This window comes from Dactylosporangium sp. CA-092794 (assembly GCF_050948465.1).
Taxonomy (GTDB): domain Bacteria; phylum Actinomycetota; class Actinomycetes; order Mycobacteriales; family Micromonosporaceae; genus Dactylosporangium.
Genome location: NZ_CP192044.1, coordinates 4598383 through 4624958, shown reverse-complemented (window position 1 = coordinate 4624958; position 26576 = coordinate 4598383). Strand labels below are relative to the sequence as shown.

Genomic DNA, 26576 nt, shown 5'->3' with positions numbered 1-26576 from the left:
AGTTCCGGAACGCGCTCTCCCGACAACGGGCCGAACGGCGGCCGACCCGGATACCTGGTTAGCCTGAATATGCGCGAACGACCCGTGGGCAGGCCGGTTGGGAGGGGTACCGGCGAACTCGACCGGACCGTCCGATCGCGCGACGAATGTCCGAATGTTCGACCCTCGGATCGCGCCGCCAGGGCTCTGACCTGCGGATACACGGGAATGTCGATCGTATCGATCCAAACGATTTTTCCTGGGATGTGCTGTGACAGAACGGACATCCTGTCACATGCTCAGGCTGCGCACTCTTGTGAAACAGTCTTGATTGCGTAAGGTCTATGCCTAGTCGAGGTGCCTATTCTCTGCGTAATGCAGCCGGGCACTTGTGTTCGGGCAAAGACGACCGGCACGAGCGGCCGTGCGCCCTCGACGTTCGCAGTGTGACATCCGGGGGTTGTGCACGCTGATCGGCGGCCGATGCGGGCCGGCGCTCGGCCGCACGACCCTGTGTGCGGTGTGCCCCAGCGGCCCCGGACGCGCCCGGCCGCCGCGTGGCGGAATCGGCGCACCGGGCCGCCGATGCGTCGCGCCCGGATGCCGCGGCGGACGGCAGGAAACGACAAGGCAGCAACGGAAAGGGGTTGTTTCGGTGACCGCACCGGCCCTCGACCCGGGCTGGGTCGACGAGGTGCTGCTGGCGGATGGCGCCGGCCGCCCCGCCGGCTCGCCGGCGCTCGTCTTCGACACCCCGGTGACCCGCGCCGAGCTGCGCCGCCTGGTCGCCGAGAAGCAGACCGTCCTGGCCGCCGCCGGCATCGGCCGCAACGGCCCCGGCGACTCCGTCGCGCTGTGCCTGGCCCCCTCGCTCGCGTTCGTGACCAATCTGCTGGCCTGCTGGCGCCTCGGCGCGCGGGCGGCGCTGCTGGACCACCGGCTCACCCCGTTCGAGATCGACGCCGCCCTGCAGCGGCTCGCCCCGCAGGCGGTCGTGTCCGCCAAACACGCCACCGGCGGCCCGCTGCGCGGCTTCCAGGACGTCGAGGAGCGCGTCGCCACCTACCCGGGCCGCCCCGCCGACACCCCGCACGCATTGGTTCAGCTCAGCTCCGGCTCCACCGGACCGTCAAAGGTCATCGCGCGCACCGCGGCGAACCTGGTCGAGGAGCTGGAGCGCTACGTCGCCATCGGCGCGGGCGTACCACAGCCGGGCGAGCGGATCGTGTGCATGGCCTCGATGGTGCACGTGCTCGGGCTCGTCGGCGGGCTGTTGTACGGTCTGCACGCGGGCGCGCAACTGGTCGTACCCGCGCGGATGACCGCCGACGGGATCCTCACCGCGGTCGCCGCCGCACCCGAGCCCACCACCCTGCTCGGCGTGCCCTTCCACATCGAGCTGCTCTCCTCCGGGCCGCGTCCGCCGCGCCTGCCGCAGCTGACCGGCATGACCACCGGCGGCGAACTGGTCCGCCCCGAGGTGTACGCCGGCTTCGTCGACCGGTTCGGCATCCGGCTGGGCAACATGTACGGCATGACCGAGGTCGGGGTCATCGCGACCGACCTGTTCGGCGAGTTCCGCCCCGCCCTCACCCCCGCCCCCGGCCTGCGGGTCCGGGAGGAGGCCGGCGAGCTGCTGGTGTCGCTGCCCGCCTCGCCGTATCTGGGCCTGTCCGACCCGACCCGCTGGTCCGGCGGCTGGCTGCACACCCGCGACGCCGGCACCGTCGACGCGGCCACCGGCCGGTTCGTGATCCACGGGCGCAACGACTCGCAGGTCTCGGTCGGCGGGCTCAAGGTCGACCTGACCGAGGTCGAGCACACCCTGGCGGCGCTGCCCGGGGTGGCCTCCGCGGTGGTCACCTACGACAAGGCGATCGAGGCCTACGTGATGCTGCGCGAGGACACCACCGCCGACCAGGTGCAGGCCCTGCTCGCCGAGCGGCTGGCCGCCTTCAAGCGCCCCCGCGTGCTGCGCGTGGTCGAGCAGCTGCCCCGCACGGCCACCGGCAAGCTCGTCCGCGACCGCGCCCTGCTGGTCGCGGCGTCCGTCAAGGAAGGAAACGCCCCGAGATGAGCGACGAGAACACGACCGAGATCCGGCAGTTCTTACTGGACTCACTGGTCGAGATGAACTACAGCATCGACGACATCGACGACGACACCGCGCTCGGCCCGGCCGGCGCCGACCTCGAGTCGCTGTCGCTGGCCGAGCTTTCGGTCCGGGTGGAGGACCGTTTCGGGGTACGTTTCGACGACGACGAGGCCGAGAAGCTCGCCGGCATGACGGTGGGCGAGTTCGTGGCCGCCGTCGCCGAGCGCCGGGCCGCCGCGGCGACCGCGGGCAGCTGAGCGTGGCCGCGGTACCGAGCCGCGACGAGGTCCTCGCGATGCTGGCCACCTACGGTGACCGGCGGCCCGAGGACGTCGCCGAGGGGATCGACTCGCTGGAGCTGGCCTGGCTGATCCACCAGCTCGAGCAGCACTACGGCGGCGCGCTGGACCTTTCCGACGAGGAGCTGGCCCGGATGTCGACGGTCAGCCGGGCGGTCGAGGTCCTGCGGGAGATGAAGGCCGAGACGGACGCCCGGTGATTCGACGATGACAACGGCTACCGCGGACGTGCTGATCACCGGCGTGACCGTGCTCAGCGCGTTCGGCCGGGGCATGGGCGCGCTCGGCGCCGGGCTGGACGCCGGGGTGCCGGCGTTCGCCCCCGTCGCCCGCTTCGACGTCACCGGCCGCCGGGTCGGCGTGGCCGCCACGATGCCCGGGGAGCCGGACCTCCCCGCGGAGCTGGCCGCGCTCGTCGCCGAGGCGTGCGACGAGGCCAAACTGAGCACCGCCGAGCGCGCGGACGCGCCGCTGTTCCTGGCCGTGCACGGCGACCCCCGGCTGGCCCGCGCCCCGCTCGCCCGGCGCCCGGACCACGGCGGCACCGCATTCGCCACCACCCTGGCCGCCGGCGCCGGGCTGGGCGCCGCCCGCGCCTACACGTCGGCCTGCGTCGCGGCGAGCACCGCGATCGCCGACGCGGCGGGTCTCATCGCCCGCGGCGAGGCGACCCGGGTCGTGGTCGCCGGCGGGTACCTCGTCGAGGCCGACCAGTTCGCGCTCTTCGACGCCGGCCGGGCGTTCGCCGCCGACGGGCAGGTCCGCCCGTTCAGCGCGCACCGGCGCGGCCTGCTGCTGGGCGACGGCGCCGGCGCCGTGGTGCTGGAGTCCGCCGCGGCGGCCCGTGATCGCGCGGTGGTACCCCTGGCAAGGCTGGCCGGCTGGGGCCGGGCCGGCGACGCGCACCACCCGTGCCAGCCGCACCCCGAGGGGCGCGGGATGGCCCGGGCGATCACGGGCGCGCTGCGCCGGGCCGGGATCGCGCCGGACGAGGTCGGCTACGTCAACGCGCACGGCTCCGGCACCCCGCAGAGCGACGTGGCCGAGACGGCCGCGCTCCGCACCGCGCTCGGCGAGCACGCCGCCGCCGTCCCGCTGTCCTCGACGAAGGCGCTGCACGGCCAGGCCCTGGAGGCCTCGGGCGTGCTGGAGCTCGCGGTGACGCTGCACGCGCTGCGCGAGGGACGGCCCCCGGTCAACGCCGGGTTCCTCGAGCCGGACCCGCAGTGCCGGCTCAACCTCGTGCTCGACGGCGCCCGGCCGGCCGCGCCCGGCTACGCGCTGACCCTCAACGCCGCGTTCGGCGGCGCCAACACCGCGCTGCTGCTGGGCGCCGTGGCATGAACGGCTTAGCGCAGCGCGCCCGGGGCGCCGGCCTCGCGGTCCTCGCCGCGGCCGGCTGGCCCGGCGACGGCGACACCGAACCGCCCCGCCTGGCCGGCTTCATCCACTCGAACTTCAACCCGATCGTGGCGGCCGTGGCGGACCGTTGCCTCGCCGGCCTTTCGCCGGACGCTCCCGCGATCCCGCCGGAAACGGCGATCGTGCTCGTCACCGACCTCGGCGACGTCGACAGCGCGGCGCACGTCGCGCAGGCCGTCGACACTGGCGCCCGGGTCGGTCCGCTGTTCTTCTTCCAATCGGTACCCAACGCCGTCCTCGGCCACATCGCCGCCCGCCACGCGCTGAGCGGGCCGGTCAGCTGCGTCTGCGACGCCGCGTCCGGCGTGGACGCCGCCCGCGGGCTGCTCGCCGACGGCGACGCCGATCGGGTGCTGCTCATCGAGCTCGACCGCGACGAGACCGGCGAGAGCGCGGCCGCGGTCGTCGTCGCACACGGAGGCACGTCATGAACAGGCACGCGGCGGTGACCGGTATCGGGCTGGTGACGCCGGTCGGCGGTACCGGGGCCGAGGTCTTCGACGCGATGTGCGAGGGGCGGTCCGGGCTGTCCGGCCCGCCGCCGGACCATCCCCTCGCGGGCAGTGTGGACGTGGCCGCGTTCGGCCCGCCGATCGACCCGCTGTCGGTGCTGCCCGGCCCGGACGCGCGCCTGGTCGACCGGTACATCGTCATGGCGCTCAAGGCGGCCGAGGACGCGCTCGCCGACGCGGGCATCGTGGCCGGCCGGGACGTGGACCCATACCGGGTCGCGGTCATCGTGTCCGGCACCGGCGGCCTCGCCACGCTCGACGCCCAGGCGGTGCAGCGCGACAAGCGCGGCCGGGCCGGGGTCAGCCCCTACCTGCTGCCCGGGATGCTGCCCAACATGGGCGCCGCGCGGGTGGCGATGAAGTACGGCCTGCAGGGGTACAGCTCCTCGATCGGCACCGCCTGCGCGGCCGGCGCCCAGTCGATCGGCGAGGGGCTGCGGCTGCTGCGCGCCGGCGAGGCCGACGTCGTCGTCTGCGGCTGCAGCGAGGCGCCGCTGTTCCCGACGCTCGCCGACACGTTCGGCAACGCCCGGGCGCTGGCCCGCGGCTGGGCCGATCCGGCGCAGGCGAGCCGCCCGTTCGACCGGCGCCGCAACGGTCTGGTGCTCGGCGAGGGCGCCGGCGTGTTCGTCCTGGAACGGCCCGAGCACGCCGATGCCCGCCGCGCCGCCCGCCACGCCGACCTGCTCGGCTGGGGCGCCACGAACGACGCCCACCACCCCACGACGCCGCGCCCGGACGGCACCGCCGCCGCCGAGTGCATGCGCCGCGCCGTCGCCGACGCCGGGCTCGCCCCCGGCGACATCGGTTACGTCAACGCGCACGGTACGTCCACCAAGCTCGGCGACGTCGCCGAGTCGCTCGCCATCCGGGCCGTATTCGGTCCGCACACCCCGCCGGTCAGCTCGACCAAAGGCGTCACCGGGCACATGCTCGGCGCGTCCGGGGTCGCCGAGGCCGCGGTGACGGTGGAGGCGCTGCGCCGCGGCGTGCTGCCACCCACCCACAACCTCGACGAACCCGATCCGGCCTGCGACCTGGACCACGTGCGCGCGCCCCGGCCCGCGCCGCTGGTCCACGCGCTGTCCAACTCCTTCGGGTTCGGCGGCCACAACGTGAGCCTGGTCTTCGGGCCGCCGAGCTCGGCGTGGACCAAGGCCTGACCCGCCCGTACCAAATCTCCCGCAAGGGAACACCCGAAAGGGACGCTGGGAATGGAAATCCTCGACACCGACCACATCGAGCTGTTCGTCGGCGACGCGCGCGCCGCCGCGGACCAGCTCTGCGCCACATACGGATTCCACGTCTACGGGCAGGGCGGCCCGGAGACCGGCCTGGTGGGGCAGCGCAGCGTGCTGCTGGGACAGCGCGACATCCGGATCCTGCTCACCTCCGGCCTGGGCAGCGGGCACCGCGCCAGCCGCGCGGCCGCCCTGCACGGCGACGGCGTGGCGGTCATCGCCTTCGGCTGCACCGACGCGGAGGCGGCCTTCGCCGAGGCGGTCGCGGCCGGCGCGACCCCGGTCGAGGAGCCGCAGCGGATCGAGCACGGCGGATCGAGCGTGGTGGTGGCCGAGGTGTCCGGCTTCGGCGACGTGACGCACCGGCTGGTGCAGCGCGACCGCAGCGACCCGCAGTTCCTGCCCGGGCTGGTGACCATGTCGGCCGCATATGCCCGGTCCGGCCCGCCGGGGCTCCGCGAAGGCGGCCCGGACCAGGCGGGCCGGGGAGCCGGCCGAGGACGACCTGCTGCACGCGATCGACCACGCGGCGGTCTGCCTGCAGGCCGGGGATCTCGACCCGACCGTCGCCTACTACGAGCGGGTCTTCGGCTTCCAGATGATTTTCCAGGAGTACATCGAGGTCGGCGAGCAGGGCATGCACTCCAAGGTGGTGCAGAGCCCGTCCGGCGGGGTCACCTTCACCCTGATCCAGCCCGACATCAGCCGCCGGGCCGGGCAGATCGACGACTTCCTCGCCTGGCACGAGGGCCCGGGCGTGCAGCACATCGCGTTCAGCACGCACGACATCGTCGCCGCGGTCCGCGCGCTCGGCGCCCGGGGCGTGCAGTTCGCGCAGACCCCGGCCAGCTACTACGAGATGCTCGCGGCGCGGCTCGGCGAGGTCGACGTGCCGGTCGAGGAACTGGCGCCGCTGGGCATCCTCGTGGACCGCGACCACTGGGGCCAGATGTACCAGATCTTCGCGAAGTCGACGCACATCCGGCGCACGTACTTCAACGAGCTCATCGACCGCCACGGTGCGCGGACGTTCGGCACCAGCAACATTCCCGCGCTGTACGCGGCGAAGGAGCGCGAGCTGGCGGCGATCCGCGACACGACACTCTCGGAAGGGACCGCACGGTGACCATTTCGGTAACGGAGGACTTCGCGCTGTCGGAGGAGGAGCAGGCGCTGCTGCCCACCGACGAGGAGGTCGAGGAGTACGCGCGCAGCGGGTGGTACCTCACCCGGAAGCTGTTCACCGACGAGGAGGTCGACGAGCTCACCACGGCCAGCGAACGGTTCTACGCCGGCGAGCGGTCGCGGACCTTACCGCTGCGCCCGCCCCGGCTGGCCTACTGGGAGCCCACGAACGGCGCGGTCCAGCGGCACAACGACTACATCCACTACGAGCACGACGCGATCGCGCGGATCCTGCGCAAGCCGATCGTCGGCGCGGTCGCGGCGCGGCTGGCGAAGGCGGACGAGATCCGCGTCTTCCAGTCCACGCTCATCTACAAGCCGCCGATCGCCGGCGAACGGTCCAACCTGGTCCCCTGGCACTTCGACAAGCACTACTGGCAGTCGTGCACCTCCGAGGAGATGCTCACCGCGTTCATCCCGTTCCACGACTGCGGCGTGGAGATGGGCACCATCACCATGGTCGACGGCAGCCACCGGTGGGACGAGATCGGCGCCGACGACTCGACGACCAGGCACTTCGCCGACCGCGACAACGACGACCTGGAGCGGATGCTGCAGGACAACGCGGCGTACAACCACGTCGAGGTCGCGAAGATCCCGATGCTGATCCCCAAGGGACACATGAGCTTCCACCACTGCCGCACGTATCACGGCAGCGGCGCGAACGTCAGCGCCGACCCCCGCCGGGCGATCTCGTTCCACCTGCAGCCGGGCGACAACGAGTACCGCCCCTTCCATCTGTCAAACGGGGACGTCGTGGTCTACAACCACGACGTGCTGGTCCGCCGCACCACCGACGGCCGGCCGGACTACGCCGATCCCGAGTTCTGCCCGGTGCTGTGGCGGAACGCCTAACCCAACCACTGGAGGAGTTGACATGTCCCGCTACGACTGGGGTCAGCGGCACCCGGGCATCGACCGGCTGGAGGAGCTGATCGCCGGCACCCGCACCGAGGTCATCACCCACCCCATCTACGCCCGGCTCGACGGCCTGCCGGCGATCCGGACCTTCCTTGAGCACCACGTCTTCGCGGTGTGGGACTTCATGTCGCTGCTCAAGTCGCTGCAGCGCAACCTCACCTGCGTCGAGGTGCCCTGGATTCCGACCGGGCCGACGGGCAGCCGCCGGCTCATCAACGACATCGTGCTGGTCGAGGAGAGCGACGAGCTGCGCGGCGGCTTCATCAGCCACTTCGAGCTCTACCTGGAGGGCATGGCGGAGGCGGGCGCGGACCGCGGCGTCATCGACGCGTTCATCGACCTGCTGCGCGCCAAGACCCCGGTGCCGGAGGCGATGGAGCGCGCCGGCGTGCCGGCCCCGGCCCGGGAGTTCGTCTCCCTCACCTGGCACCTCATCGACAGCGCGCCGATCCACTGCCAGGCCGCGGCGTTCGCCTTCGGCCGCGAGGACCTCATCCCGGACATGTTCCAGCAGGTCATCAAGGTCAACGAGCAGGACGGGCAGCTGAGCACGTTCGTGGACTACCTGGCCCGGCACATCGAGGTCGACGGCGAGGAGCACACGCCGATGGCCATGCAGATGGTCACCGACCTGTGCGGCGACGACGAGGCCAAGTGGAACGAGTGCGCCGACACCATCAATCTCGCGCTGAGCGCCCGGGCCAAGCTGTGGAGCGGGATCGTGGCCGAGATCGAGGCCCGCACCGGCGCCGAAGCCGTTGCGGCGTAAGGAGATCCGTGGTGACTGACGCCGCCGGGCTGTACCGGACGGTCCGCCTGATCCGCCGCTTCGAGGAGCGGGCCATCGAGCTCGTGCGCGACGGCACGATCGTCGGCGGCATCCATCCGTACCTCGGCCAGGAGGCCATCGCGGCCGGCACCTGCGCCGCGCTGCGGCCCGGCGACGTCATCACCAGCACCCACCGTGGCCACGGCCACGTCCTGGCCAAGGGCGCCGACCCGGCCCGCACCATGGCCGAGCTGGCCGGCAAGGCCACCGGCCTGAACCGGGGCCGCGGCGGCTCGATGCACGCCGCCGACTTCGGCCTGGGCATCCTCGGCGCCAACGCGATCGTCGGCGCGGCGGTCCCGATCGCCACCGGCGCCGCGTGGGCGGCCCGGCGGGCCGGGCTCGACCGGGTCGCGGTGACCTACTTCGGCGACGGCGCGGTCAGCCAGGGCGTGGTCCTGGAGACGCTCAACCTGGCCGCCCTGTGGCGGCTGCCGGTGGTGTTCGTGTGCGAGAACAACGGCTTCGCCACGTCCACCCGGGTCGCGGACGCGGTCGCCGGCAGCATCACCGGCCGCGCACAGGCATTCGGCATTCCCGCGTCCACCGTGGACGGTGCCGATCCGGAAGCGGTACTGCGGGCAGCCGGCGCCGCCGTGGAGCGCGCCCGGGCCGGTGAAGGTCCGTCGTTCGTCGAGTGCGTCGCATACCGTTTCGACGCGCACCACACCTGGGAGCACGCGGCCCGCCCGCGCTACCGGACCGACGACGAGGTGGCGCTGGGCCGCGGCCGCGACCCGGTCGAGATCCAGGGCGCCCGGCTGGCGCCCGCCGAGCGGGCCCGCATCGACGCCGAGATCGAGCGGGTGCTGGAGGCCGCGGTCCGCTTCGCCAAGGACAGCCCGCCGCCCGACCCGGCCGGCGCGCTGGACCACCTCTACGCGGACGGCCTGCGGGCCAGGGCGGGGGCCTGAGCGATGCCGATCCTGTCGTACCTGAAGGCGCTCAACCGGGCGATCGCCGCCGAGATGGAGCGCGACCCGGCCGTGTGCGTGTTCGGCGAGGACGTGCGGGTCGCGGTGAGCAACGTGACCACCGGGCTGCACAAACGGTTCGGCGGCGACCGGGTCGTGGACATGCCGATCTCCGAGCAGGCGTTCACCGGCTTCGCCACCGGCGCCGCGATGGCCGGCCAGCGCCCCCTGATCGAGTTCCAGATCCCGGCGCTGCTGTTCCTCGCCTTCGAGCAGATCGCCAACCAGGCGCACAAGTTCTCGCTGATGACCGGCGGGCAGGTCGGCGTGCCGGTCACCTACCTGCTGCCCAGCTCCGGCTCCCGGGGCGGGTGGGCCGGGCAGCACTCCGACCACCCCTACAGCCTCTTCGCGCACGTGGGCGTGAAGACCGTCGTGCCGGCCACCCCCGCCGACGCCTACGGGCTGCTGGTCTCCGCCATCCGCGACGACGACCCGGTCGTGGTGTTCGCCCCGGCCGGCGCGGTCGGGGTGCGCGCCGACGTCGACTTCGCCGCGCTCGAGCCGATCCCGCTCGGGGTGGGCCGGGTGCACCGGCCCGGCGACGACGTGACCGTGGTCGCCGTCGGCCACCTGGTCCACGACGCGCTCGCCGTCGCCGAGGACCTGGCCGGGACCGTGTCCGTGGAGGTCTTCGACCCACGGACCCTGCACCCGTTCGACTGGGCGGGGCTGGCCGCGTCGCTGGAGCGGACCGGGCGGCTCGTCGTCGTCGACGACTCGAACCGCTCGTGCGGCATCGCCGGGGAGATCCTCGCCTCCGCCGCCGAGGGCATGCGGCTGGTCGCGCCGCCGCGGCGGGTCACCCGCCCGGACGGGGCGGTGCTGCCGTTCGCCCGGGCCCTGGACCTGGCCCTGCAGCCGACCCGCGAACAGATCCGCGCCGCCGTCGAGGACGTGGCGAAGCTTGGGCAGGAGGGCTGAGGTGGGCGCGGCACTGGTCACCGGGGGCGGCGGCGGGATCGGCGCGGCGATCTGCGCGCGGCTGGCCGCGCTCGGGCACGCCGTCGTCGTCGCCGACCTCGACCCGGACGCCGCCGAGCGGGTCGCGAAGGAGATCGGCGGCACCGCGGTCCGCGCCGACGTCGCCGACCCGGCCGGCAACGCGGCGATGGTGGCCCGCGCGGTGGACGCGCACGGGTCGCTGGACGTGCTCGTGCTCGCCGCCGGCATCCAGTCCGACGTGCCGCCCGACCCCGGCATCGACACGCAGCGGTACCACCGGGCCATCGGCGTGAATCTCGACGCGGTGGTGTTCGGCGTGGACGCCGCCCTGCCCTCGCTGCAGGCGGCCGGCGGCCAGATCGTGGTGGTCGCCTCCCTGGCCGCGCTCGGGCCGGAGCAGGCCAACCCGGTGTACGCGCTGACCAAGGCCGCCGCCGTCGCCTACGTGCGGGCGATGTCCACGCCGCTCGCGCCGCGCGGGGTGCGCATCAACGCGGTGTGCCCCGGCTTCACCGACACCCCGTTCCTCGGCATCACCGGCCGCCTGCTGCGCAAGCAGAAGATCCCGCTGCTGACCCCCGACGAGGTCGCCGGCGCCGTGGAGACGGTCGCGGCCGGCTCCGGCACCGGTGAGGCCTGGACCGTCGTGCCGGGCCGGCCCGCGCAGCGCTACGAGTTTCCCGACGTGCCGTCGAGCCTGCGCGCCGACGGCACCGAGGTCGTCCTGAAGCCCTTCATGTCGGCGAGATGAGGAGACACACCATGGCGTCTGCGAACATCCGGGCGGCGCTGGCCGCCGACCCGAGCGTCGGGGCCGGCAACGTGCTGCACAAGCTCGTCGAGCACGGCGCGCCGCTGGACGGGCCCGGCATGGCCTTCGATACGCCGGTCGACGACTTCCCGGCGTGGCACGAGCTGACCCTCGGGGAGCTCTACACCCGGGCCGCCGCGCGGGCCGCGTGGCTGCACGCAGCGGGCATCCGCCGCCGCGACCCGGTCGCCATCTACGTGACCGCGGCCGCGGACACGTTCCTCAACTGGATGGGCCTGACCTGGCTGGGCGCGATCCCGGCGCTGATGAACCCGAACATCCCGGGCGAGATCGCCGCCGAGTACATCCGCAAGCTGCGCGGCGTCGCGCTGCTCACCGACGCCGCCCACCTCGACCGGCTGGCCGGGCAGGACCTCGGCGGCATCGCCGTGCACGACGTGGCCGAGACCGGCACCGGCGACCCGGCCGCCGCGCCGGTCGCGTTCCGCCACGACGCCGAGGACCCGATCGCCATCACGCACTCCTCCGGTACCACCCGGATGCCCACCGCCGTCGTGCACTCCCACGCCAGCCTGTTCCACGCCACCCGGCGGATCCGGCTCAGCGGGCCGCGGGCGCAGGGCACGGAGCGGATCCTCAGCGCCCTGCCGGCCCCGCACGCGGCCGGCATCATGACCATCAACCACGCCCTGAGCAACCGCTCCCGGCTGCTGTTCCTGTCCCGGCAGGACGACGGCGCCGCAGTGCTGTCGGCCATCGAGCGGTGGAAGCCGACCGGGGTGTTCGGCTTCGCCGTCACCTGGGCGGAGCTGGCCCGCTACGACCTCGCCGCGCACGACCTGGACACGGTCTCGCTGTGGTTCAACACCGGCGACTGCGCGCACGAACCGCACATCCGCAACCTGGTCAACGCCGGCACCCGCAACGTCGTCACCCGCGAGGGCGTCACCCGGGTCAAGGGCTCGAGCTTCGTCGACGGGCTGGGCTCCACCGAGATGGGCCACTCCGCCTTCCACATCACGCACCGCAACGACACCGAGCGCTACGGCCGCTGCGTGGGCGTCCCGCACGTGTTCGCCGACGTGAAGCTGCTCGACACGGAGACCGGCGAGGAGGTACCGGTCGGCAAGGTCGGCCACTTCGGTCTCAAGTCGCCGACGCTGGCGCCCGGCTACTGGAACGACCACGTGAACACGTACCGGAACCGGCTCAACGGCTACTACCTCACCGGCGACCTCATGTACCGCGACGAGGAGGGCTACTACTACCACGTCGACCGGGCCGTCGACTCGGTCGACCTCGGCGGCGGCGAGTGGCTCTACACGGCCATGTCGGAGGAGCGGATCCTGCGGGCCGTCCCGGAGGTGCGCGACTGCACGGTCGTTTCGGTCCGCACCGGGGACGGCACGGTCGTCACCGACGTGCTGCTGTCCCTGCACGCCGGCGCCGACCCGTCGCGCGACCACACCGAGGAGGTGCGCGGCGCGCTCACCCCGGCCGCCGCGGCCACCCTGCGCAAGGTGGTCGTGTTCCCCGACAACGACATCGTCGTCGGCCCCACCGGCAAGGTGCGCAAGTTCCTCATGCGCCAGCGTCACCTCGCCGAGATGGCGAATGCCTGACCTGCAGGCCCCGCCCCGTGCGCTGCGCCCGGCCGCGCGCATTCCGGTGCGCTTCGGCGGGGCCGGCGGGGGCGTCGGGGAGCTGTCCTGGGGCCAGCGCGAGATCTGGCTGACGATGCTGCGGCAGCGCTCCTGGCTGCCCATCGGCGGCTGGTCGCGGCTGGCCCCGGGCACCACCCTGAGCGATGTCGCCGGCGAGCTGCGCTGGATCATGGGGCGGTACGAGCCGATGCGCACCCGGCTGCGCTTCGGGCCCGGCGGGCGGGTGCTGCAGAGCGTCGCCGACCGGGGCACCATCGGCCTGGACGTCTACGACTGCCCGGACGCCGACGACCCGGAGGCGTTCGTGGTCGCGCTCGACGCGCGGGACCGGGCCCGGCCGTACGACTTCGTCGAGGAGTGGCCGGTGCGCATGGGCGTGGTCCGGCACCGCGGCACGCCCACCCACCTGTCGACGGTCATGACGCACCTGGTCACCGACGGGCTCGGCGGGCGTCTCTTCCTGGCCGAGGTCGCCGGCCGGCGGGCGGCGCCCCTGCCCCCGGTCGCCGGCACCCAGCCGCTCGAGCAGGCCCGCTGGCAGGCCGGGCCGGCCGGGCAGCGGCAGAACGCCTCCGCGCTGCGGCACTGGGAGCGGACCGTGAAACTGCTGCCGCCCGCGCGGCCACCGTCCGCTGTGGACGGTCCGCGCTTCTACCGGGGGGAGCTGCGCAGCCGGGTGCTCCCGCCGGCGCTGCACGTGCTGTCGGAGCGCGCCGACGCCGACTCCTCGCAGGTGCTCATGACGCTGCTGGCGCAGGCCGCCACCGAGGCCGGCGGCGGCCCGGCGGTGCTGCGGCCGATGGTGAGCAACCGGTTCCGGCGCGGCTTCGAGACCGTGGTGGCGATGGTCGCGCAGCGCGGCATCTGCGCCGCCGACGTCGCCGGGGTGCCGTTCGCCGAGGCGCTGCGCCGGGTCGGCGCGGCCGCGATGGCCGCCTACAAGTACGCCTACGTGGACCCGGACGCGACCGCCGCCCTGTTCGCCGAGGCCGGCGCCGACCCGGACGCCGGGCTGTGGTTCAACGACCGGCGGGTCGCCACCCGGCAGGGCTTCGCCGGGCCGCTGCCCACGGTGGACGAGCTGCGGGCCGCGCCGCCCGGCGCCTTCCGCTGGACGGTGGCGCAGGACGACCCGTTCGACCCGCTCAGCGTCGACGTGGACGACGCGCCGGGCGGCTTCCTGCTCACCGTTTTCACCGACGCGGGCCGGCTCGCCCGGGGCGGCGCCGAGGCGCTCGTGCGGCGGGCGGAGGCGCTCGCAGTACACGAGGCGATCGGGCTTGTCGAAAGTGAGGACCGATGACCGCACTGGCCGCGGTGGGCACGTTCGTGCCCGCCGACCGGGTGCCGATCGAGTCGTACGCGGACGCGTTCGACCTGACGCCGATGCAGGTGCGGGTGTTCCGCCGCTACCACAAGATCGGCTCGGCGGCCCGCTCCACCGAACCGCTGGCCGGGCTGCTCCGGCTGGCCCTGGACGACCTGGCGCTGAGCCCCGAGCAGGCGGCCCGGGTCCGTTACGTGCTCTACGCGCGGACCTTTCCGGTGGTCGTACCGTATCCGCGCAACCCGTTGCACGAGGTGCTCGAAGGCGCCGGGCTCGGCCACGCCGCGGCCTTCGCCGTCGGGCAGCAGGCGTGCGCGTCGGGGCTGCTCGCCGTCGACCTGGCCGGGCGGCTGCTGGCCGGCGACGGCGACGACGGGCTCGCGCTGGTGGTGGCCGGGGAGAAGGCGTTCACCGGCGAGGCGCAGTTCGTGCCGGAGACGTCGATGTTCGGCGAGGGCGCGTCCGCGTGCCTGGTCTCGGCGAGCGGCGAGCGGGACCGGCTGCTGTCCTACGTGGCCCGGCTGCGCGGCGAGTTCGACGGCGACCTCGAGGAGGTGGCCGCGGAGTTCCAGCGCATCTACCACGACGCGCTCGGCGAGGCGGTCACCGCCGCGGTCGCGGAGGCGGGGCTCGCCCTGGCCGACATCGCGGTGATCCTGCCGCACAACGTCAACACCGTGGCCTGGAAGCGCACCTGCACGCGGATCGGCTTCCCGCTCGACCGGGTGCTGCTCGACCACGTCGCCGACTACGGCCACGTGTTCTGCGCCGACGCGTTCATCAACCACCGCACCGCGGTCGAGCGCGGGCTGCTGCGGCCCGGGGACCGCTACGTGGTCGCCGCGGCCGGGGCGGGGCGGGGCGCCACGTTCTCCGCCATGGTCTTCGAGCACTGACCGCTCATTGAAATCCGGAGGAACTGCCGTGTCCGACACCGCCACCATCGACCCGGCGCTGCGCGAGCACGTCGTGGAGACGATCTGCGCGCTGCTGCCCCGCGTGCTCAAGCGGGAGGTGGCCGACGCGTCCGAGGCCACCACGCTGATGGACGACCTCGGGATGAGCTCCACCACGGGCCTGGAGCTGGTGCTGGAGCTGGAGGACCGCCTGGAGCGGGAGATCAGCGTCGAGGACCTGGGGCGCGACAACTTCGAGACGGTCGGCACCCTGGCCGACTACGTCGCCGGCAACCTGCTGCCGGAGGAGTGACCATGCCGTGGGGCCTGCGCGCCGCGACTTCCCGGCGGTTCCCGGCCCCGGCCGGGCAGGCCGCCGACGCGGCCCACGCCGAGCGCCTGTCGGTCTACCTGACGGACCTCCTGCGGCCGTACGAGCTGGGCCCGCCCGCGCCCATGCCCGGCGGCCAGTCCTACGGCGAGATGGCCGCGGCGCTGCTGCCCGCCGAGCCGGTGGACGCGCTGGTGCTCGCCTACGACATCCCGGACGTCGCGCCCGGCCGGGCGACCGCGACGTACCTGAGCCACCTGTGCCCGGGCGGACCGATGGCGTTCGCGGTGTCGGACCAGGGCCGCGCGGGCGCGCACACCGCGCTGCGGCTGCTGCACGACTACGCCCGCTCCGGCACCTACGAGCGGTCGCTGCTGGTCGTCGCCGAGCAGTCCGCGCTGCCCTACGACCCGGGCGTGCCGGTCGAGGTGCCGGCGGAGCACTGCGCGGTCGCGCTGCTCCTCGGTCTATCCACAATGGAGGCGGCGGTGCCGCGGATCCACACACAGGTCGCCCGCGCCGACGTCCCGGCCCTGCTGGGCGACCTCGGGCCCGGCACCGTCGTCCTCGGCGGCCACCTGGCGGACCTGGACGTGAAGGCGGACGCCGTCGTGCACGCCGACCCGGCACAGCCGATGACCGGCGGCTGGGAGGCCCTCGCCGCGGTCGACGGCCCGGTGACGCTCGTGGACTACGACCCGGCGTTGCGCTACCTGTGCGTCAGTTCGTTCGGATGACGAAGGGCTCCGGGCCGGCGAGCGCGACCGAGGCCCGGAAGCCTGGCGGTGCCGGGAGGTCGGCGACGGTGTAGCGGACGCCGTCGTAGTCGACCGGCGGCGGCGGGTCCCCGGCCACGGGCACGGACAGGCCGCGGATGAGCCGGCCGCCGGCCGCCTTCACCACGGCCTCCTTGCGCGCCCACAGCGACACGAACTCCGCCGGGCCGAGGCGCTGCACGAGGTCGGCCTCGACCGGCGGGAAGTACCGGCCGGCCATGGCCGCGTGGTCGAGGCCGGGCACCACGTCCTGCAGGTCGATCCCGACGGGCCGGTGCACGGTGACGGCGACCAGCGCGTACTCCCCCGAGTGCGAAAGGTTGCACTGCAGCCCGCCGCCGGCCACGAACGGTTTGCCGTTCGGACCGTATCTCCAGGCCACCTCCGTCACACCGAGGCGGCGGGTCACGATACGGTGCAGGGCCGAGTGGGCGGCGGCGAAGCGGCGCCGGTCGTCCGGGTCGCGCAGGGCGTCGCGGCGGGCCGACTCCGCGGCGTCGAGCCGCTCGGCGAACGGCGCCCGGCAGTCGACGAGCCAGATGTCGACCGTGGTCACCGCAGCAGGCCGGCCAGGCGGAGCACCCCTTCCTCGATCTGCTCCGGCTCCAGGGCGCTGCAGGACAGCCGGATCGCGTGCGTGCCACCGCCGTCGATGTAGAAGAACCGCATCGGGGTCCACAGCACGCCGTGCTCGCGGGCGGAGACCTCCAGCAGCTCCTCGGTCGCGTCGACCGGCACGTCGACGACGACGAAGAATCCGCCGCTGGGGCTGTTCCAGCGCACGCCCGTGCCGGCGAAGCGCCGGTGCAGCGCGGCGAGCAGGGTCTGCAGGTTGCGCCGGTAGAAGGCGATCTTCGCCTGGTTGGCGGTGCGCAGGCTGAAGCCGCAGTCGATGAGCATGCCGCCGACGACGGCCTGGGACAGGGCCGAGGTGTTGACGGTGAGCATGCTCTTGACCGTGGACAGCTCCTCGGCCAGCAGCGTGTGGCGGCCGGCCTCGTCCACGACCGGCTGGTCGGCGACGAGGTAGCCGACGCGGGCGCCGGGGAAGTACGACTTGGCGAACGAGCCCAGGTAGATGACCCGCTGGTCGCTGTCGAGCGACTTGAGCGTCGGGCGGGGCTCGTCGTCCAGGCCGAACAGGCCGTAGGGGTCGTCCTCGAGGATCAGCAGGTCCTCGTCGGCGGCCGCGGCGAGCAGCGCCCGGCGGACCGGAACCGGCAGCGAGACCCCGGACGGGTTGGCGAAGTTCGGCACCAGGTACAGCGCGCGCGGCCGCTTCCCGCGGGCCCGGGTGGCGGCGGCGACCGCGCGGACCGTTTCGGGCCGTAAGCCGTCGGCGGACTCGGGCACGCCGACCACCTCGACGCCGAGGATCCGGGCGGCGCCGGTGAGCCCGACGTAGCACGGCTCGGCGGCCAGCACCACGTCGTCGGGGCCCGCGCACAGCCCGCGCAGGGCGATGACCATGGCCTCCTGGCAGCCGGTGGTGACCATGACGGCGGCGGCGGGCACCTGGATGTTCTCGTCGACGTCGAGCATCCGGGCGATGAGGTCGCCGACGTGACCGTTGGTGCGGCCGTACTGCGTCAGCAGCTGCCGGCTGTGCGCCCCGCTCAGCCCGCGCTCGCGCAGGTGCGTGAGATACGCCTGGATGTGCTTGTCGATGTCGGCGACCGAGTGGAACTCGTCGAACGGCCGCCCGGCCGCCAGCGAGATGGCGTCGGGGAAGCGCCCCGCGACCTCGTTGAGGAAGTTCATCGACGCCGACACCGGGTCGACGACCGAGACGTGCAGCTCCCCGCGCGACAACACCACCATCAGGCATCGCCTCCTGCGATCGACGACATCCGCACCGCCGTGCGGTCCAGCGCGCCGGGCGTGGCCCGCCCGGACAGGACCATCGCGTGCGCCAGCTCCTCGGTGACGGTGCGCAGCACGCCCGCGACCCCGTCGGCGCCGCCCACGGCGAGTCCCCACAGCGGCGGGCGGCCCAGCAGCGCCATCCGCGCGCCCAGGGCGAGCGCGGCGAGGACGTCGGTGCCGCGGCGCACGCCGCCGTCGAAGAGCACCGGGCAGGCGCCGCCGGCCGCGTCGACCACCTCGGCCAGCGCGTCGAGGCCGGCGACCGCGCCGTCGAGCTGCCGGCCGCCGTGGTTGGACACCACGATCGCGTCGGCGCCGTGCGCGACGGCCAGCTCCGCGTCCTCGGCGGTCAGGATGCCCTTGAGCACCAGCGGCAGCCCGGTGCGCCCGCGCAGCCAGGCCAGGTCGGCCCAGGACAGCGACGGGTCGAACGCGTCGGCGGTGTGCCGGGCGAGCGCGGACTGGCCCGGCTCGCGCACGTGCGCCGAGGCCATCACGCCCGGATCGATGTTCACCGCGGCGACGCCGCCGCCGATCGCGAAGCCGTTGCGCATGTCGCGGCGGCGCCGGCCCATCCGCGGCACGTCGACGGTCAGCATGACGGCGCCGTAGCCGGCCGCCTCGGCCCGCTCGACCAGCGACCGCATCACGTCGCGGCGGCGCAGCCAGTACAGCTGCAGCCACAATCCGGTCGAGGAGGCCGCCGCGACGTCCTCCAGCGTGCGGCTGGCGAGCATGCCGACCACGAACAGCGCGCCGGCCGCGGACGCGCCCCGGGCCGTGGCGACCTCGCCCTCGTCGTCGACGAGCCGGTGGTAGGCGGTGGGCGCCACCCCGACCGGCGTCGCGTAGCGCGTGCCGAAGAGTGAGATCGACGTATCGGCATCCGGGACGCCGGCGAGCACCCGCGGGCGCAGCCGGACCCGGTCGAAGGCCCGCTCGTTGGCCTCGAGGGTGCGCTCGTCCTCGGCGCCGCCTTCGATGAAGTCCCACACCTCGGGCGGCAGCGCGGTCTGCGCGCGGCACCGGTAGTCCGATGTGGTGAGGAGCAGCGGTCCGGTTCCCAGTTGTGTCACCGCCGCCTGCCCATAGGCGTTAGCCTATCGGTACGCCGCCCCCTCCCAACATGAGCCGAAAGGCCTACATGGCACCGGAGTATGCGCTCGACCATTACGTCAACGGTTCGCTCGCCGGCCATCCGTGGCGCCGCTTCGCCGTGCTCGGCGACAGTGTGGTCGAGCAGCCGGGCGGGTTCGCGGACCTTTTGCGCGACGCGCTCGCCGCGGCCCGGCCGGACCTGGCGTATCTCAACCTCGCCCGGCGCAACCTGCGGGTCGCCGAGGTGCACGCCGTGCAACTTTCACCGGCGCTGGACTTCGGCCCCGACCTGGCGCTGGTGGTCTGCGGCGCCAACGACGCCATGCGCCCCGGCTATGAGGCCCGCGCGGACGCGGTCGACGCCACGCTGACCGCGATCGTCCGGCCGCTGCAGCGGGCCGGGGCGACCGTGATCACGATGTCGGTGTTCGTGATGCGGGAGTACCCGTCGATGCCCGCCTGGCTGGGCAAGGGTTTCGTGCGCCGGATGGGGGTGCTGGCCCGGCGCACGAATGAGCTGGCCGCCGACCTCGGCACCGTCCACGTCGATCTCTCGGAACACCCCGCGATCGGCGGCGGTGAAACCCTCACCGGTGATGACGGGCTGCACGGCAACGCGCTCAGCCATAGGATCGCGGCTACCGCTGTGATCCGGCGGCTGTCCGCCGAGCTGTGAAACCGACCGAATTGGGGGGATGCAGTCGATGCCGCTCGACCCGCAGGTACAGGAAATGCGCGACCGCAAGGAGCGCGACGGGGTCCCCCCGCTCTACACGATGACGCTGGAGGCGGCCCGCGCCGCCGACCTGGCCTCGATCCGCGCCGCCGGCGGCAGCCCGGAAAAGGTTCACGAGGTCACCGACCATTGGCTGCCCGGCCCGGGCGGGAAGCTGCTGCTGCGGGTCTACCGGCCCAGCGCCGAGCCGTCGCTGCCGGTGCTGATGTACTTCTTCGGCGGCGGCTGGGTGCTGGGCACCGTCGACACCGCCGACGGCATCGCCCGCAGCCTGGCCAACGCGGCCGGCTGCATCGTGGCGGTCACCGGTTACCGGCTCGCGCCCGAGCACCCGTTCCCCGCCGCGATCGAGGACTGCTGGGCCGCGACCGAATGGGTGGTGGAGAACGCGGCCGCGCTCGGCGCCGACCCGGCCCGCATCGCGGTCGGCGGCGACAGCGCGGGCGGCAACCTGGCCGCCGCCCTGACCCTGATGGCCTACGAGGCCGGCGGCCCGCGCCTGGCCGGGCAGCTGCTGGTCTACCCGAATACCGACCAGTCGGACCAATCCGCTGCGGACGAGTCGATGCGCACCAGCGAAGACCCGTACCTGTTCAACCATCACTCGGTCGCGTGGTACCGCTCGCACTACCTGACCGACCCCGACGACGCCTACAACCCGCTGGCCTCCCCGCTGCAGGCCGAGTCGCTGGCCGGCCTCCCGCCCGCGCTGGTCATCACCGCCGAGTACGACCCCCTTCGCGACCAGGGCGAACGCTACGCCGCGCGACTCGCCCACGACGGCGTCCCGGTCGCCGTCGCCCGCTACGAGGGCATGATCCACGGGTTCTTCGCCATGTCCGGCACCCTGGACGCCGGAAAGGTCGCTCTGGCCCAGGCCGCCAAGCAGCTGCGGATCTGGTTCCAGGCATAGGGTTCCCACGCGCCGCCACCGGGAGGCGGCGCGGCCCTCATCGGCGCCGATCCCGGGACGGCGCGGTGCGGCGGCGCGGTGCGGCGGCGCGGTGCGGCGGCGCGGTGCGGCGGCGCGGTGCGGCGGCGCGGTGCGGTGCGGATGTCGCACCCGCCGGGCGCGCCATCCGATCCGCGCGGCCCGGCCGGACCTATGTCTCCGTGATCATGATGCTCACGATGGCCGCACCACGGGTTTGCCATGATCCCGGAACCTTTCGGTACACAGGGGTACATCGCCACTCCACGATCACGAAAAACCGTTGGTGTCGGCGGCGGGTTGCGCATGATCACGGAGACTTCCGGTCCCCGCGCCGCGCGGCGTTTGGGACGCGCAGGCACCTCCAACCAGGCAATAGAACACGCGTTCAGCCGGGATTCACCGGCGGGCGGCACAATCGGCGCCGTGGACATCGACGTGATCGACGAGCTGCAGCGTCTCTTCGACGGCGAGGGCGCCCGCGACTACCTGGGTGAGCCGGTCACGCAGGCCGAGCACATGCTGCAGGCGGCCGCGCTCGCGGTCCGTGACGGGGCGCCGGACGCGCTGGTCGCCGCGGCGCTGCTGCACGACGTCGGCCATTTCCACGGCGTGGTCACCGGCGCGGACCTCATGGCCGGCACCGACAACCACCACAGCGACACCGGCGCCGACTGGCTGGCCCAATGGTTCGGTCCGGCGGTCTGCGAGCCGGTCCGGCTGCACGTCGCCGCCAAGCGCTACCTGTGCGCGGTCGAGCCCGGTTACTACGAGCGCCTGTCCGAGGCGAGCCGGTTCACCCTCGGGGTCCAGGGCGGACCGATGCCGGCGGAGCAGGCGGCGCGCTTCGCCGCGCTCGAGTTCGCCGCCGACGCCGTCACGCTGCGCCGATGGGACGAGCGGGCCAAGGATCCCTCGATGAACGTGCCGCCTTTTTCGTGGTACCACCAAATCTTGCGAAACCTGGCGATGCGCCGACTGTCGGATTGACGATCGTCCGGCGGGCAGCCGAGCCGCCCGGCGCTGCACAACACTGGCGAGATGGCCTCCGATCTCCCGGCTGACGCCTCGACCGGCTTGGACGGCGCGGACGCGCCGGTCGCCGAGCGCCTCATCACCGCGCTGGACCAGATCGCGGCCAACCCGGAGATCCAGCGGGTCCGCGAGGTGGCATTCGCCGCCCTGCACCTCTCCCCCGGCCAGCGCATCCTCGAGGCGGGCGCCGGCACCGGCGAGGCGGCCCGGCTGCTGGCCGCCCGCCTCGGCGGCACCGGCGAGGTGGTGGCGCTGGACCACTCCGAGACCGCGCTGAGCGCCGCCCGGCAGCGCCACGACGGCAGCCTCGTGGTGTACCGCCACGGCGACGTGACCGCCCTGGACTTCCCGGACGGCCATTTCGACGCGGTGCGCTGCGAGCGGGTCCTGCACTCCCTCGCCGACCCGGACGCCGCCGTCGCGGAGCTGGCCCGGGTCACCCGCCCCGGCGGCCGGGTCTGCCTGGTCGACACCGACTGGGAGTCCGCGGCCGTCGACGGCCTGCCCCGCGACCTCGTCGCCGCGGTCCGCGACCACCTGCTGACCTCGGCCGCCCGTGGGCACCTGGACATGGGCCGCACGCTGCGCCGCCGGCTGGTCCGGGCGGGCCTGGCCGAGGTCGGCGCGGTCCCGGTTGCGCTGTACTTCGCCGATCCGATCTCGGCCGCCGCGGTCCTGCCGATGCTCAACCCGATGATCCCGGCGGACGCCGGCCTGGTCCCGCCGGCGCTGCGCGAGGAATGGTTCGCCGCGCTGCGCGCCGCCGGCGCCCGCGGCGACTTCCTGGCCACCCTGACCGTGTGGGTGGCCAGCGCGACCGGGTAAAGGTTCGGTATTCGTTCAGTAGCGGAACACGGCGACCGTGCGGCGCAGGTCGGCGGCGATGGCGTTGAGCTCGGTGGCGGTGTCCGCCGTGCCCCGGGCCACGCCGGTGGTCTCGTCGGCCACCGCGGCGACGCTGGTCACGTTGGCGTTGATCTGCTGGGCCCGGCCGGCGACCTGGCTCACCGAACGGTTCATCTCCGCGGTCGTCGCGGACTGCTCCTCAACGGCGGCGGCGATGCTGGCCTGCGCGTCGCGGATGGTCGTGATGACGCCGCCGATCTGCTGGATGGCGGCGACCGCGGCGGCCGAGTCGCGCTGGATCGCGCCGACCCGCTGGGCGATGTCGTCGGTGGCCCGGGCGGTTTCCTGGGCCAGGTCCTTGACCTCGGTGGCGACCACGGCGAAGCCTTTACCGGCGGCGCCGGCCCGTGCGGCCTCGATCGTGGCGTTCAGCGCGAGCAAATTGGTCTGCTCGGCGATGGTGGTGATAAGCCGCACGACGGTCTCGATCTCGCCGGAGGACTGGCCGAGGCGGTTGAGCACGCCGGCGGCCTCCGCGGCCTCGTGCACCGCGTGGTCGGCGGTCGCCGCCGCGGCCGAGGTGCTGCGGGCGATCTCCTGGATCGAGGCGCCGATCTCCTCCGAGCCGGTGGCGACGGTACCGATGTCCTGGCTGATCTCGTCCGTGGCCTGCGACGCGGTGCGGGCCTCGTCGGCGGAGCGCACGGCGCTGGCGTTCATCGCGCCGGCGGCTGCGGTGAGCTGCTCGGCCGCGGTGGAGACCCGCCCGACGTTGCCGTCGACGTCGCGCAGGGAGCCGCCGAGGCGCTCCAGGCCGCGGTTGAGCGCGGCGCCCATCCGGCCGACCTCGTCGCGCCCGGAGACCTCTAGCCGGCCGCTCAGGTCGCCCTCGGCCACCGACTCGAGGACCTGCACGGTCGCCCGCAGCGGCCGGGAGATCATCCGGCTGACGATCGCGACCAGGACCGCTGCGATCAGCACCGCGGCGGCGATCAGGGCGATGATCAGGGTGCGGGAGCCGTTGTACGAGTTCTGCGAGGCGGCGAGGGTCGCCTTGGCCTTCGCGTCGACGGCCGCGTCGAGCCGGTCGAGCGCCTGCTGGGCGGTGGCGCTGAGCGGGTCGGCCTTGGACTTGCGCAGCGCGGTGACCGCGGCGTCGTCCGAGTTCGGCGCCTGGGCCAGGGGCATCAGCTCCTGGTCGAGCACCTTGCGGTAGTCGGCCAGCGCGCTCTCGAACGCGTCGAGGTCGGCGGGGTCACCCGCGACGGGCGGCGTCTTGAACCGCCGCCAGGCGTCGTCGAGCGTGGCGTGCGCGTCGGTGATCGAGCTCAGCGCGGTCCGCAGGTCGGCCGGTTCGTCGGCCAGCGCCAGGTTGCCGACCTCGTTCTGCACGGACCGGAACGCCACGGCGACGTCGTCGAGGTCGGCGGTGTCCTGGAGGTTGTCCTCGTACATCGCGCGCAGCCGCGCCTGGGCGTCGCCGAGCTGGACGATGCCCAGCGTGCCGACGCCGACGAGCAGCAGACAGACGACGGCCACCGTCGACGCGAGTTTCGCGGCGATCGGAAGGTTCCGGACCATGACACCCCTTCTCGTACCGGAGCGCGCGCACGCGCTGCCCTCGCCTCTGCCGATCGGCGGTTTCCGTCACGACTTGAGAGCGTTTTCGCTCACACCGGCCTGGTCCGGGCTCCTCTCACCTCTGCACAGCGTCGGTCTTCCCACGGCCGCGCGCCGTTGGCGCTCTTGCCCCCGCACAGCGTTGGCCCCCACGGCCCCACGGCCTCGGCGCTCTTGCCCCCGCACAGCGTTGGCCCCCCACGGCCCCACGGCGTCGGCGCTCTTGCCCCCGCACAGCGTTGGCCCCCCACGGCCCCACGGCGTCGGCGCTCTTGCCCCCGCACGGCGTTGGCCCCCCACGGCCGCACGGCCTTGGCGCTCGCATGGTCGCGTCCGCTGGCGTGGTGTAGGAGGGCGGCGCCTGATCGTGGGGGTTCACGCCGACCCCTCGGCGGCGCGGCCGGGCGGACGGTGCGGACGTCGCACCATCCGATCTGCGCGGGGCGGGTCGGACGTATGTCTCCGTGATCATGATGCACGTGGTGGCCGTGTCACGGGTTTTTCATGATCCCGGAGACTTGTGGTACACGGGTGTACATCAGCACTCCGTGATCATGAAAACCGTTGGTGTCGGTGCCGGGTTGTGCATGATCGCGGAGACTTCCGGTCGCTGTGCCGTGCTCCGCGGCGGCCAGCGCCCGGCCGAGTTGGCGGTCATGAGCCCGGTGGTCACCGCGGCGCTCGGCTGGCTGGTCCTGCACCGGTCGCTGTCGGCCGGTCAAATCGCCGGGCGGCGCCCGCTTCGCCGCGTCGCGTCCGCCGGCCAACACGGTCCACGCACACGGCCATGCTGATACCGGCCGCAGTCGGTCGGCGGCGGCGGGACACGGCGCTGAGGTCGGTAAGCCGACACTGCTGAAGGCCGCGACCTCGCCGTAGCCTTGGTCCACATGGCGTCGCTCAGCCCCCGCACCCGCCGGGCCGCAATCGCCGGGATCGCGGTGGCGGTCCTGGCCGGCCTGGCGGTGGCCGCGACGGGTGGCGGCCCGCAGCGGTTCGGGCGGGTGCTGACCCGCACCTCCTCGGCCCAGGTGAACGCCGGCGTCGGCTGGACGCACCGATGGACCGCCGGCCCGGAAACGGTCACCGATGCGGTCGGCAACCAATGGGATCCGGACGCCGCCGTCGTGCAGGGCGGTGCCCCGCCGAAGGCGGTCACGGCCGGCAACCCGGGGCCCTATCGGTACGTCCGCGGCGGCAACCCGGTCTTCGCGCTGCCCGTGCCGCAGCCCGGCACCTATGCGGTGGTCCTGTCCCTCGCGGCGCCCGAGCGCGGCGGGGCACCGGCAGCCGACCTGACGGTGACGCTCGACGGCGGCGCCCAGCAGCACGTGCGCCTGGCCGCCACGGGCGCCGGGCGGGTGCGGCACGCGCTCGTGCTCGTACCGGTCACCGGCGACACGGCCCGGGTCACCATCGCCGGCGCCACCCACCTGGCCGGGGTCAGCGCCGTCACCGCGACCATGGCCCGCACCGGCACCGAACCGCTCAAGGCCGAACTGTCCGAGGAGTTCGACGGCCCGGCGGGCACCGCACGGCTGGCGGCGTGGCGGCACGACCTGGGCGCCAACGGCTGGGGCAACGGCGAGCTGCAGGACTACACCGACCGGCCGGAAAACGGTTCGCTCACCGGCGACGGCAAGCTGGCCATTTCCGCGCGGTCGGACGCCGGGAAGTACACCTCGGCCAGGCTGCGCTCCGTCTACTCGGCCGTCTACGGCCGCATCGAGGGCGTGCTGCAGGTACCGTCCGGCCGCGGCCTGCTGCCCGCGTTCTGGATGCTCGGTGCCGACGTGGGCACGGCCGGCTGGCCCCAGGCGGGCGAGATCGACCTGATGGAGACCCTCGGCGACGCCGAACCCGGACTGGTCCACGGCACGATCCACGGCCCGGACGGCTCCCCGCGCGGCTGGGAGCGCGCATTCACCGCCCGCCCCGCCGGAGGCCCCGACAAGGCCCCGCACCGGTACGAGCTGCAGTGGTGGCCCGGCGTCCTGCAGTGGTCGGTCGACGGCGTGGTGCAGGCGACCCTGCGACCGGAGGACCTCGGCGCCAAGCAGGACTGGGTGTTCGACCACCCGGCATACCTTTTGCTCAACGTGGCCGTCGGCGGCCGCTGGCCGGGCAACCCGCCGCCCTCAACGGTCTTCCCGCAGACCATGTACGTCGATTCGGTCCACTGGTGGCGCTGACCCTTTGACCTCATCGGGCGCCGGCCGTCCCCGGCTTGGCGCGGTGCGGCCGACCGTGTGCGGTGGTAACCCGGCCCGCGGTTG

26 protein-coding genes and 1 pseudogene are annotated in these 26576 nt (G+C 73.7%); 23 read left to right on the top strand and 4 right to left on the bottom strand.

What is annotated here, in order from left to right:
* Positions 1 to 634 precede the first annotated feature (634 nt).
* From ACQPXD_RS19985 to ACQPXD_RS19900, 18 genes and pseudogenes are all read left to right on the top strand, one after another.
* Positions 635 to 2056: a class I adenylate-forming enzyme family protein gene (locus ACQPXD_RS19985; protein WP_432840597.1), complete on the top strand. Its 1422-nt coding sequence runs from the start codon at positions 635 to 637 to the stop codon at positions 2054 to 2056.
* Positions 2053 to 2331 (top strand): acyl carrier protein, encoded by a 279-nt coding sequence (locus ACQPXD_RS19980; protein WP_432840595.1) that lies wholly within the window; start codon positions 2053 to 2055, stop codon positions 2329 to 2331. The genes ACQPXD_RS19985 and ACQPXD_RS19980 overlap by 4 nt, the downstream gene beginning before the upstream one ends.
* 2 nt (positions 2332 to 2333) lie before the next feature.
* Entirely contained in the window at positions 2334 to 2573 is a 240-nt protein-coding gene (locus tag ACQPXD_RS19975; protein ID WP_432840593.1) for a hypothetical protein, read from the top strand.
* Positions 2574 to 2580: 7 nt separating this feature from the next.
* Positions 2581 to 3717: a beta-ketoacyl-[acyl-carrier-protein] synthase family protein gene (locus ACQPXD_RS19970; protein WP_432840591.1), complete on the top strand. Its 1137-nt coding sequence runs from the start codon at positions 2581 to 2583 to the stop codon at positions 3715 to 3717.
* Entirely contained in the window at positions 3714 to 4226 is a 513-nt protein-coding gene (locus ACQPXD_RS19965; protein WP_432840589.1) for a beta-ketoacyl synthase chain length factor, read from the top strand. The genes ACQPXD_RS19970 and ACQPXD_RS19965 overlap by 4 nt, the downstream gene beginning before the upstream one ends.
* Entirely contained in the window at positions 4223 to 5470 is a 1248-nt protein-coding gene (locus ACQPXD_RS19960; protein WP_432840587.1) for a beta-ketoacyl-[acyl-carrier-protein] synthase family protein, read from the top strand. Before ACQPXD_RS19965 ends, ACQPXD_RS19960 begins: the two co-directional genes overlap by 4 nt.
* A gap of 51 nt (positions 5471 to 5521) precedes the next feature.
* Positions 5522 to 5830, top strand: a pseudogene (locus tag ACQPXD_RS19955) (VOC family protein); the annotation flags it as partial.
* A gap of 148 nt (positions 5831 to 5978) precedes the next feature.
* Complete coding sequence (locus ACQPXD_RS19950; RefSeq protein ID WP_432840580.1) at positions 5979 to 6674, top strand: VOC family protein; 696 nt, start codon at positions 5979 to 5981, stop codon at positions 6672 to 6674.
* Between the two features lie 2 nt (positions 6675 to 6676).
* Complete coding sequence (locus ACQPXD_RS19945; protein WP_432843908.1) at positions 6677 to 7588, top strand: phytanoyl-CoA dioxygenase family protein; 912 nt, start codon at positions 6677 to 6679, stop codon at positions 7586 to 7588.
* 22 nt (positions 7589 to 7610) lie between these two features.
* Positions 7611 to 8423: a DUF3050 domain-containing protein gene (locus ACQPXD_RS19940; protein ID WP_432840578.1), complete on the top strand. Its 813-nt coding sequence runs from the start codon at positions 7611 to 7613 to the stop codon at positions 8421 to 8423.
* Between the two features lie 11 nt (positions 8424 to 8434).
* A complete protein-coding gene (locus ACQPXD_RS19935; protein ID WP_432840576.1) occupies positions 8435 to 9397 on the top strand; it encodes a thiamine pyrophosphate-dependent dehydrogenase E1 component subunit alpha in 963 nt (320 codons plus the stop codon).
* A 3-nt stretch (positions 9398 to 9400) separates the two neighbouring features.
* The gene (locus ACQPXD_RS19930) at positions 9401 to 10381 is read left to right on the top strand and encodes an alpha-ketoacid dehydrogenase subunit beta (RefSeq protein ID WP_432840574.1); all 981 of its coding nucleotides are present in this window, start codon (positions 9401 to 9403) and stop codon (positions 10379 to 10381) included.
* A 1-nt stretch (position 10382) separates the two neighbouring features.
* Positions 10383 to 11153, top strand: coding sequence for an SDR family NAD(P)-dependent oxidoreductase (locus ACQPXD_RS19925; protein ID WP_432840572.1), 771 nt, complete (start codon positions 10383 to 10385; stop codon positions 11151 to 11153).
* Between the two features lie 11 nt (positions 11154 to 11164).
* On the top strand, positions 11165 to 12796 hold the full coding sequence (locus tag ACQPXD_RS19920) for an AMP-binding protein (RefSeq protein ID WP_432840569.1): 1632 nt from the start codon (positions 11165 to 11167) through the stop codon (positions 12794 to 12796).
* Positions 12789 to 14141, top strand: coding sequence for a condensation domain-containing protein (locus ACQPXD_RS19915; protein WP_432840567.1), 1353 nt, complete (start codon positions 12789 to 12791; stop codon positions 14139 to 14141). Before ACQPXD_RS19920 ends, ACQPXD_RS19915 begins: the two co-directional genes overlap by 8 nt.
* Positions 14138 to 15061, top strand: a complete 924-nt coding sequence (locus ACQPXD_RS19910; RefSeq protein WP_432840565.1) for a 3-oxoacyl-[acyl-carrier-protein] synthase III C-terminal domain-containing protein — start codon at positions 14138 to 14140, stop codon at positions 15059 to 15061. The genes ACQPXD_RS19915 and ACQPXD_RS19910 overlap by 4 nt, the downstream gene beginning before the upstream one ends.
* Positions 15062 to 15089: 28 nt before the next feature.
* Positions 15090 to 15374, top strand: coding sequence for an acyl carrier protein (locus tag ACQPXD_RS19905; protein WP_432840563.1), 285 nt, complete (start codon positions 15090 to 15092; stop codon positions 15372 to 15374).
* 2 nt (positions 15375 to 15376) lie between these two features.
* A complete protein-coding gene (locus tag ACQPXD_RS19900) occupies positions 15377 to 16129 on the top strand; it encodes a 2-hydroxy-acid oxidase (RefSeq protein ID WP_432840561.1) in 753 nt (250 codons plus the stop codon).
* On the opposite strand, the gene ACQPXD_RS19895 is transcribed toward ACQPXD_RS19900, so the two are convergent.
* From ACQPXD_RS19895 to ACQPXD_RS19885, 3 genes are read right to left on the bottom strand one after another with little or no spacing between them, the layout of a single operon-like run.
* Positions 16113 to 16724 (bottom strand): 4'-phosphopantetheinyl transferase family protein, encoded by a 612-nt coding sequence (locus tag ACQPXD_RS19895; protein ID WP_432840559.1) that lies wholly within the window; start codon positions 16722 to 16724, stop codon positions 16113 to 16115. The two genes, ACQPXD_RS19900 and ACQPXD_RS19895, sit on opposite strands and share 17 nt — an antisense overlap.
* Entirely contained in the window at positions 16721 to 17989 is a 1269-nt protein-coding gene (locus ACQPXD_RS19890) for a PLP-dependent aminotransferase family protein (RefSeq protein WP_432840557.1), read from the bottom strand. The genes ACQPXD_RS19895 and ACQPXD_RS19890 overlap by 4 nt, the downstream gene beginning before the upstream one ends.
* Positions 17989 to 19110, bottom strand: a complete 1122-nt coding sequence (locus tag ACQPXD_RS19885) for an alpha-hydroxy acid oxidase (protein WP_432840555.1) — start codon at positions 19108 to 19110, stop codon at positions 17989 to 17991. Before ACQPXD_RS19885 ends, ACQPXD_RS19890 begins: the two co-directional genes overlap by 1 nt.
* 50 nt (positions 19111 to 19160) lie before the next feature.
* On the opposite strand from ACQPXD_RS19885, the gene ACQPXD_RS19880 reads away from it, so the two are divergent.
* The 4 genes from ACQPXD_RS19880 (at position 19161) to ACQPXD_RS19865 (ending at position 22659) form a co-directional block, all read left to right on the top strand.
* A complete protein-coding gene (locus tag ACQPXD_RS19880; protein WP_432840553.1) occupies positions 19161 to 19808 on the top strand; it encodes an SGNH/GDSL hydrolase family protein in 648 nt (215 codons plus the stop codon).
* Between the two features lie 28 nt (positions 19809 to 19836).
* Positions 19837 to 20781, top strand: a complete 945-nt coding sequence (locus ACQPXD_RS19875) for an alpha/beta hydrolase (RefSeq protein WP_432843906.1) — start codon at positions 19837 to 19839, stop codon at positions 20779 to 20781.
* 444 nt (positions 20782 to 21225) lie between these two features.
* Positions 21226 to 21789, top strand: coding sequence for a phosphonate degradation HD-domain oxygenase (locus tag ACQPXD_RS19870; RefSeq protein ID WP_432840551.1), 564 nt, complete (start codon positions 21226 to 21228; stop codon positions 21787 to 21789).
* A gap of 51 nt (positions 21790 to 21840) precedes the next feature.
* On the top strand, positions 21841 to 22659 hold the full coding sequence (locus tag ACQPXD_RS19865; RefSeq protein ID WP_432840549.1) for a methyltransferase domain-containing protein: 819 nt from the start codon (positions 21841 to 21843) through the stop codon (positions 22657 to 22659).
* 15 nt (positions 22660 to 22674) lie between these two features.
* On the opposite strand, the gene ACQPXD_RS19860 is transcribed toward ACQPXD_RS19865, so the two are convergent.
* Complete coding sequence (locus ACQPXD_RS19860; RefSeq protein ID WP_432840547.1) at positions 22675 to 24261, bottom strand: methyl-accepting chemotaxis protein; 1587 nt, start codon at positions 24259 to 24261, stop codon at positions 22675 to 22677.
* A gap of 929 nt (positions 24262 to 25190) precedes the next feature.
* Between ACQPXD_RS19860 and ACQPXD_RS19855 the strand changes: the two genes are divergently transcribed.
* Entirely contained in the window at positions 25191 to 26492 is a 1302-nt protein-coding gene (locus ACQPXD_RS19855) for a glycoside hydrolase family 16 protein (RefSeq protein WP_432840545.1), read from the top strand.
* Positions 26493 to 26576: the final 84 nt, after the last annotated feature.

Coding starts and splice junctions, on each gene's coding strand:
- ACQPXD_RS19980 (WP_432840595.1), top strand. CDS start 2,053: ATGAGCGACGAGAACACGACCGAGATCCGGCAGTTCTTACTGGACTCA.
- ACQPXD_RS19970 (WP_432840591.1), top strand. CDS start 2,581: ATGACAACGGCTACCGCGGACGTGCTGATCACCGGCGTGACCGTGCTC.
- ACQPXD_RS19965 (WP_432840589.1), top strand. CDS start 3,714: ATGAACGGCTTAGCGCAGCGCGCCCGGGGCGCCGGCCTCGCGGTCCTC.
- ACQPXD_RS19960 (WP_432840587.1), top strand. CDS start 4,223: ATGAACAGGCACGCGGCGGTGACCGGTATCGGGCTGGTGACGCCGGTC.
- ACQPXD_RS19950 (WP_432840580.1), top strand. CDS start 5,979: ATGCCCGGTCCGGCCCGCCGGGGCTCCGCGAAGGCGGCCCGGACCAGG.
- ACQPXD_RS19940 (WP_432840578.1), top strand. CDS start 7,611: ATGTCCCGCTACGACTGGGGTCAGCGGCACCCGGGCATCGACCGGCTG.
- ACQPXD_RS19930 (WP_432840574.1), top strand. CDS start 9,401: ATGCCGATCCTGTCGTACCTGAAGGCGCTCAACCGGGCGATCGCCGCC.
- ACQPXD_RS19920 (WP_432840569.1), top strand. CDS start 11,165: ATGGCGTCTGCGAACATCCGGGCGGCGCTGGCCGCCGACCCGAGCGTC.
- ACQPXD_RS19915 (WP_432840567.1), top strand. CDS start 12,789: ATGCCTGACCTGCAGGCCCCGCCCCGTGCGCTGCGCCCGGCCGCGCGC.
- ACQPXD_RS19910 (WP_432840565.1), top strand. CDS start 14,138: ATGACCGCACTGGCCGCGGTGGGCACGTTCGTGCCCGCCGACCGGGTG.
- ACQPXD_RS19900 (WP_432840561.1), top strand. CDS start 15,377: ATGCCGTGGGGCCTGCGCGCCGCGACTTCCCGGCGGTTCCCGGCCCCG.
- ACQPXD_RS19890 (WP_432840557.1), bottom strand. CDS start 17,989: ATGGTGGTGTTGTCGCGCGGGGAGCTGCACGTCTCGGTCGTCGACCCG.
- ACQPXD_RS19880 (WP_432840553.1), top strand. CDS start 19,161: ATGAGCCGAAAGGCCTACATGGCACCGGAGTATGCGCTCGACCATTAC.
- ACQPXD_RS19875 (WP_432843906.1), top strand. CDS start 19,837: ATGCCGCTCGACCCGCAGGTACAGGAAATGCGCGACCGCAAGGAGCGC.
- ACQPXD_RS19865 (WP_432840549.1), top strand. CDS start 21,841: ATGGCCTCCGATCTCCCGGCTGACGCCTCGACCGGCTTGGACGGCGCG.
- ACQPXD_RS19860 (WP_432840547.1), bottom strand. CDS start 24,261: ATGGTCCGGAACCTTCCGATCGCCGCGAAACTCGCGTCGACGGTGGCC.
- ACQPXD_RS19855 (WP_432840545.1), top strand. CDS start 25,191: ATGGCGTCGCTCAGCCCCCGCACCCGCCGGGCCGCAATCGCCGGGATC.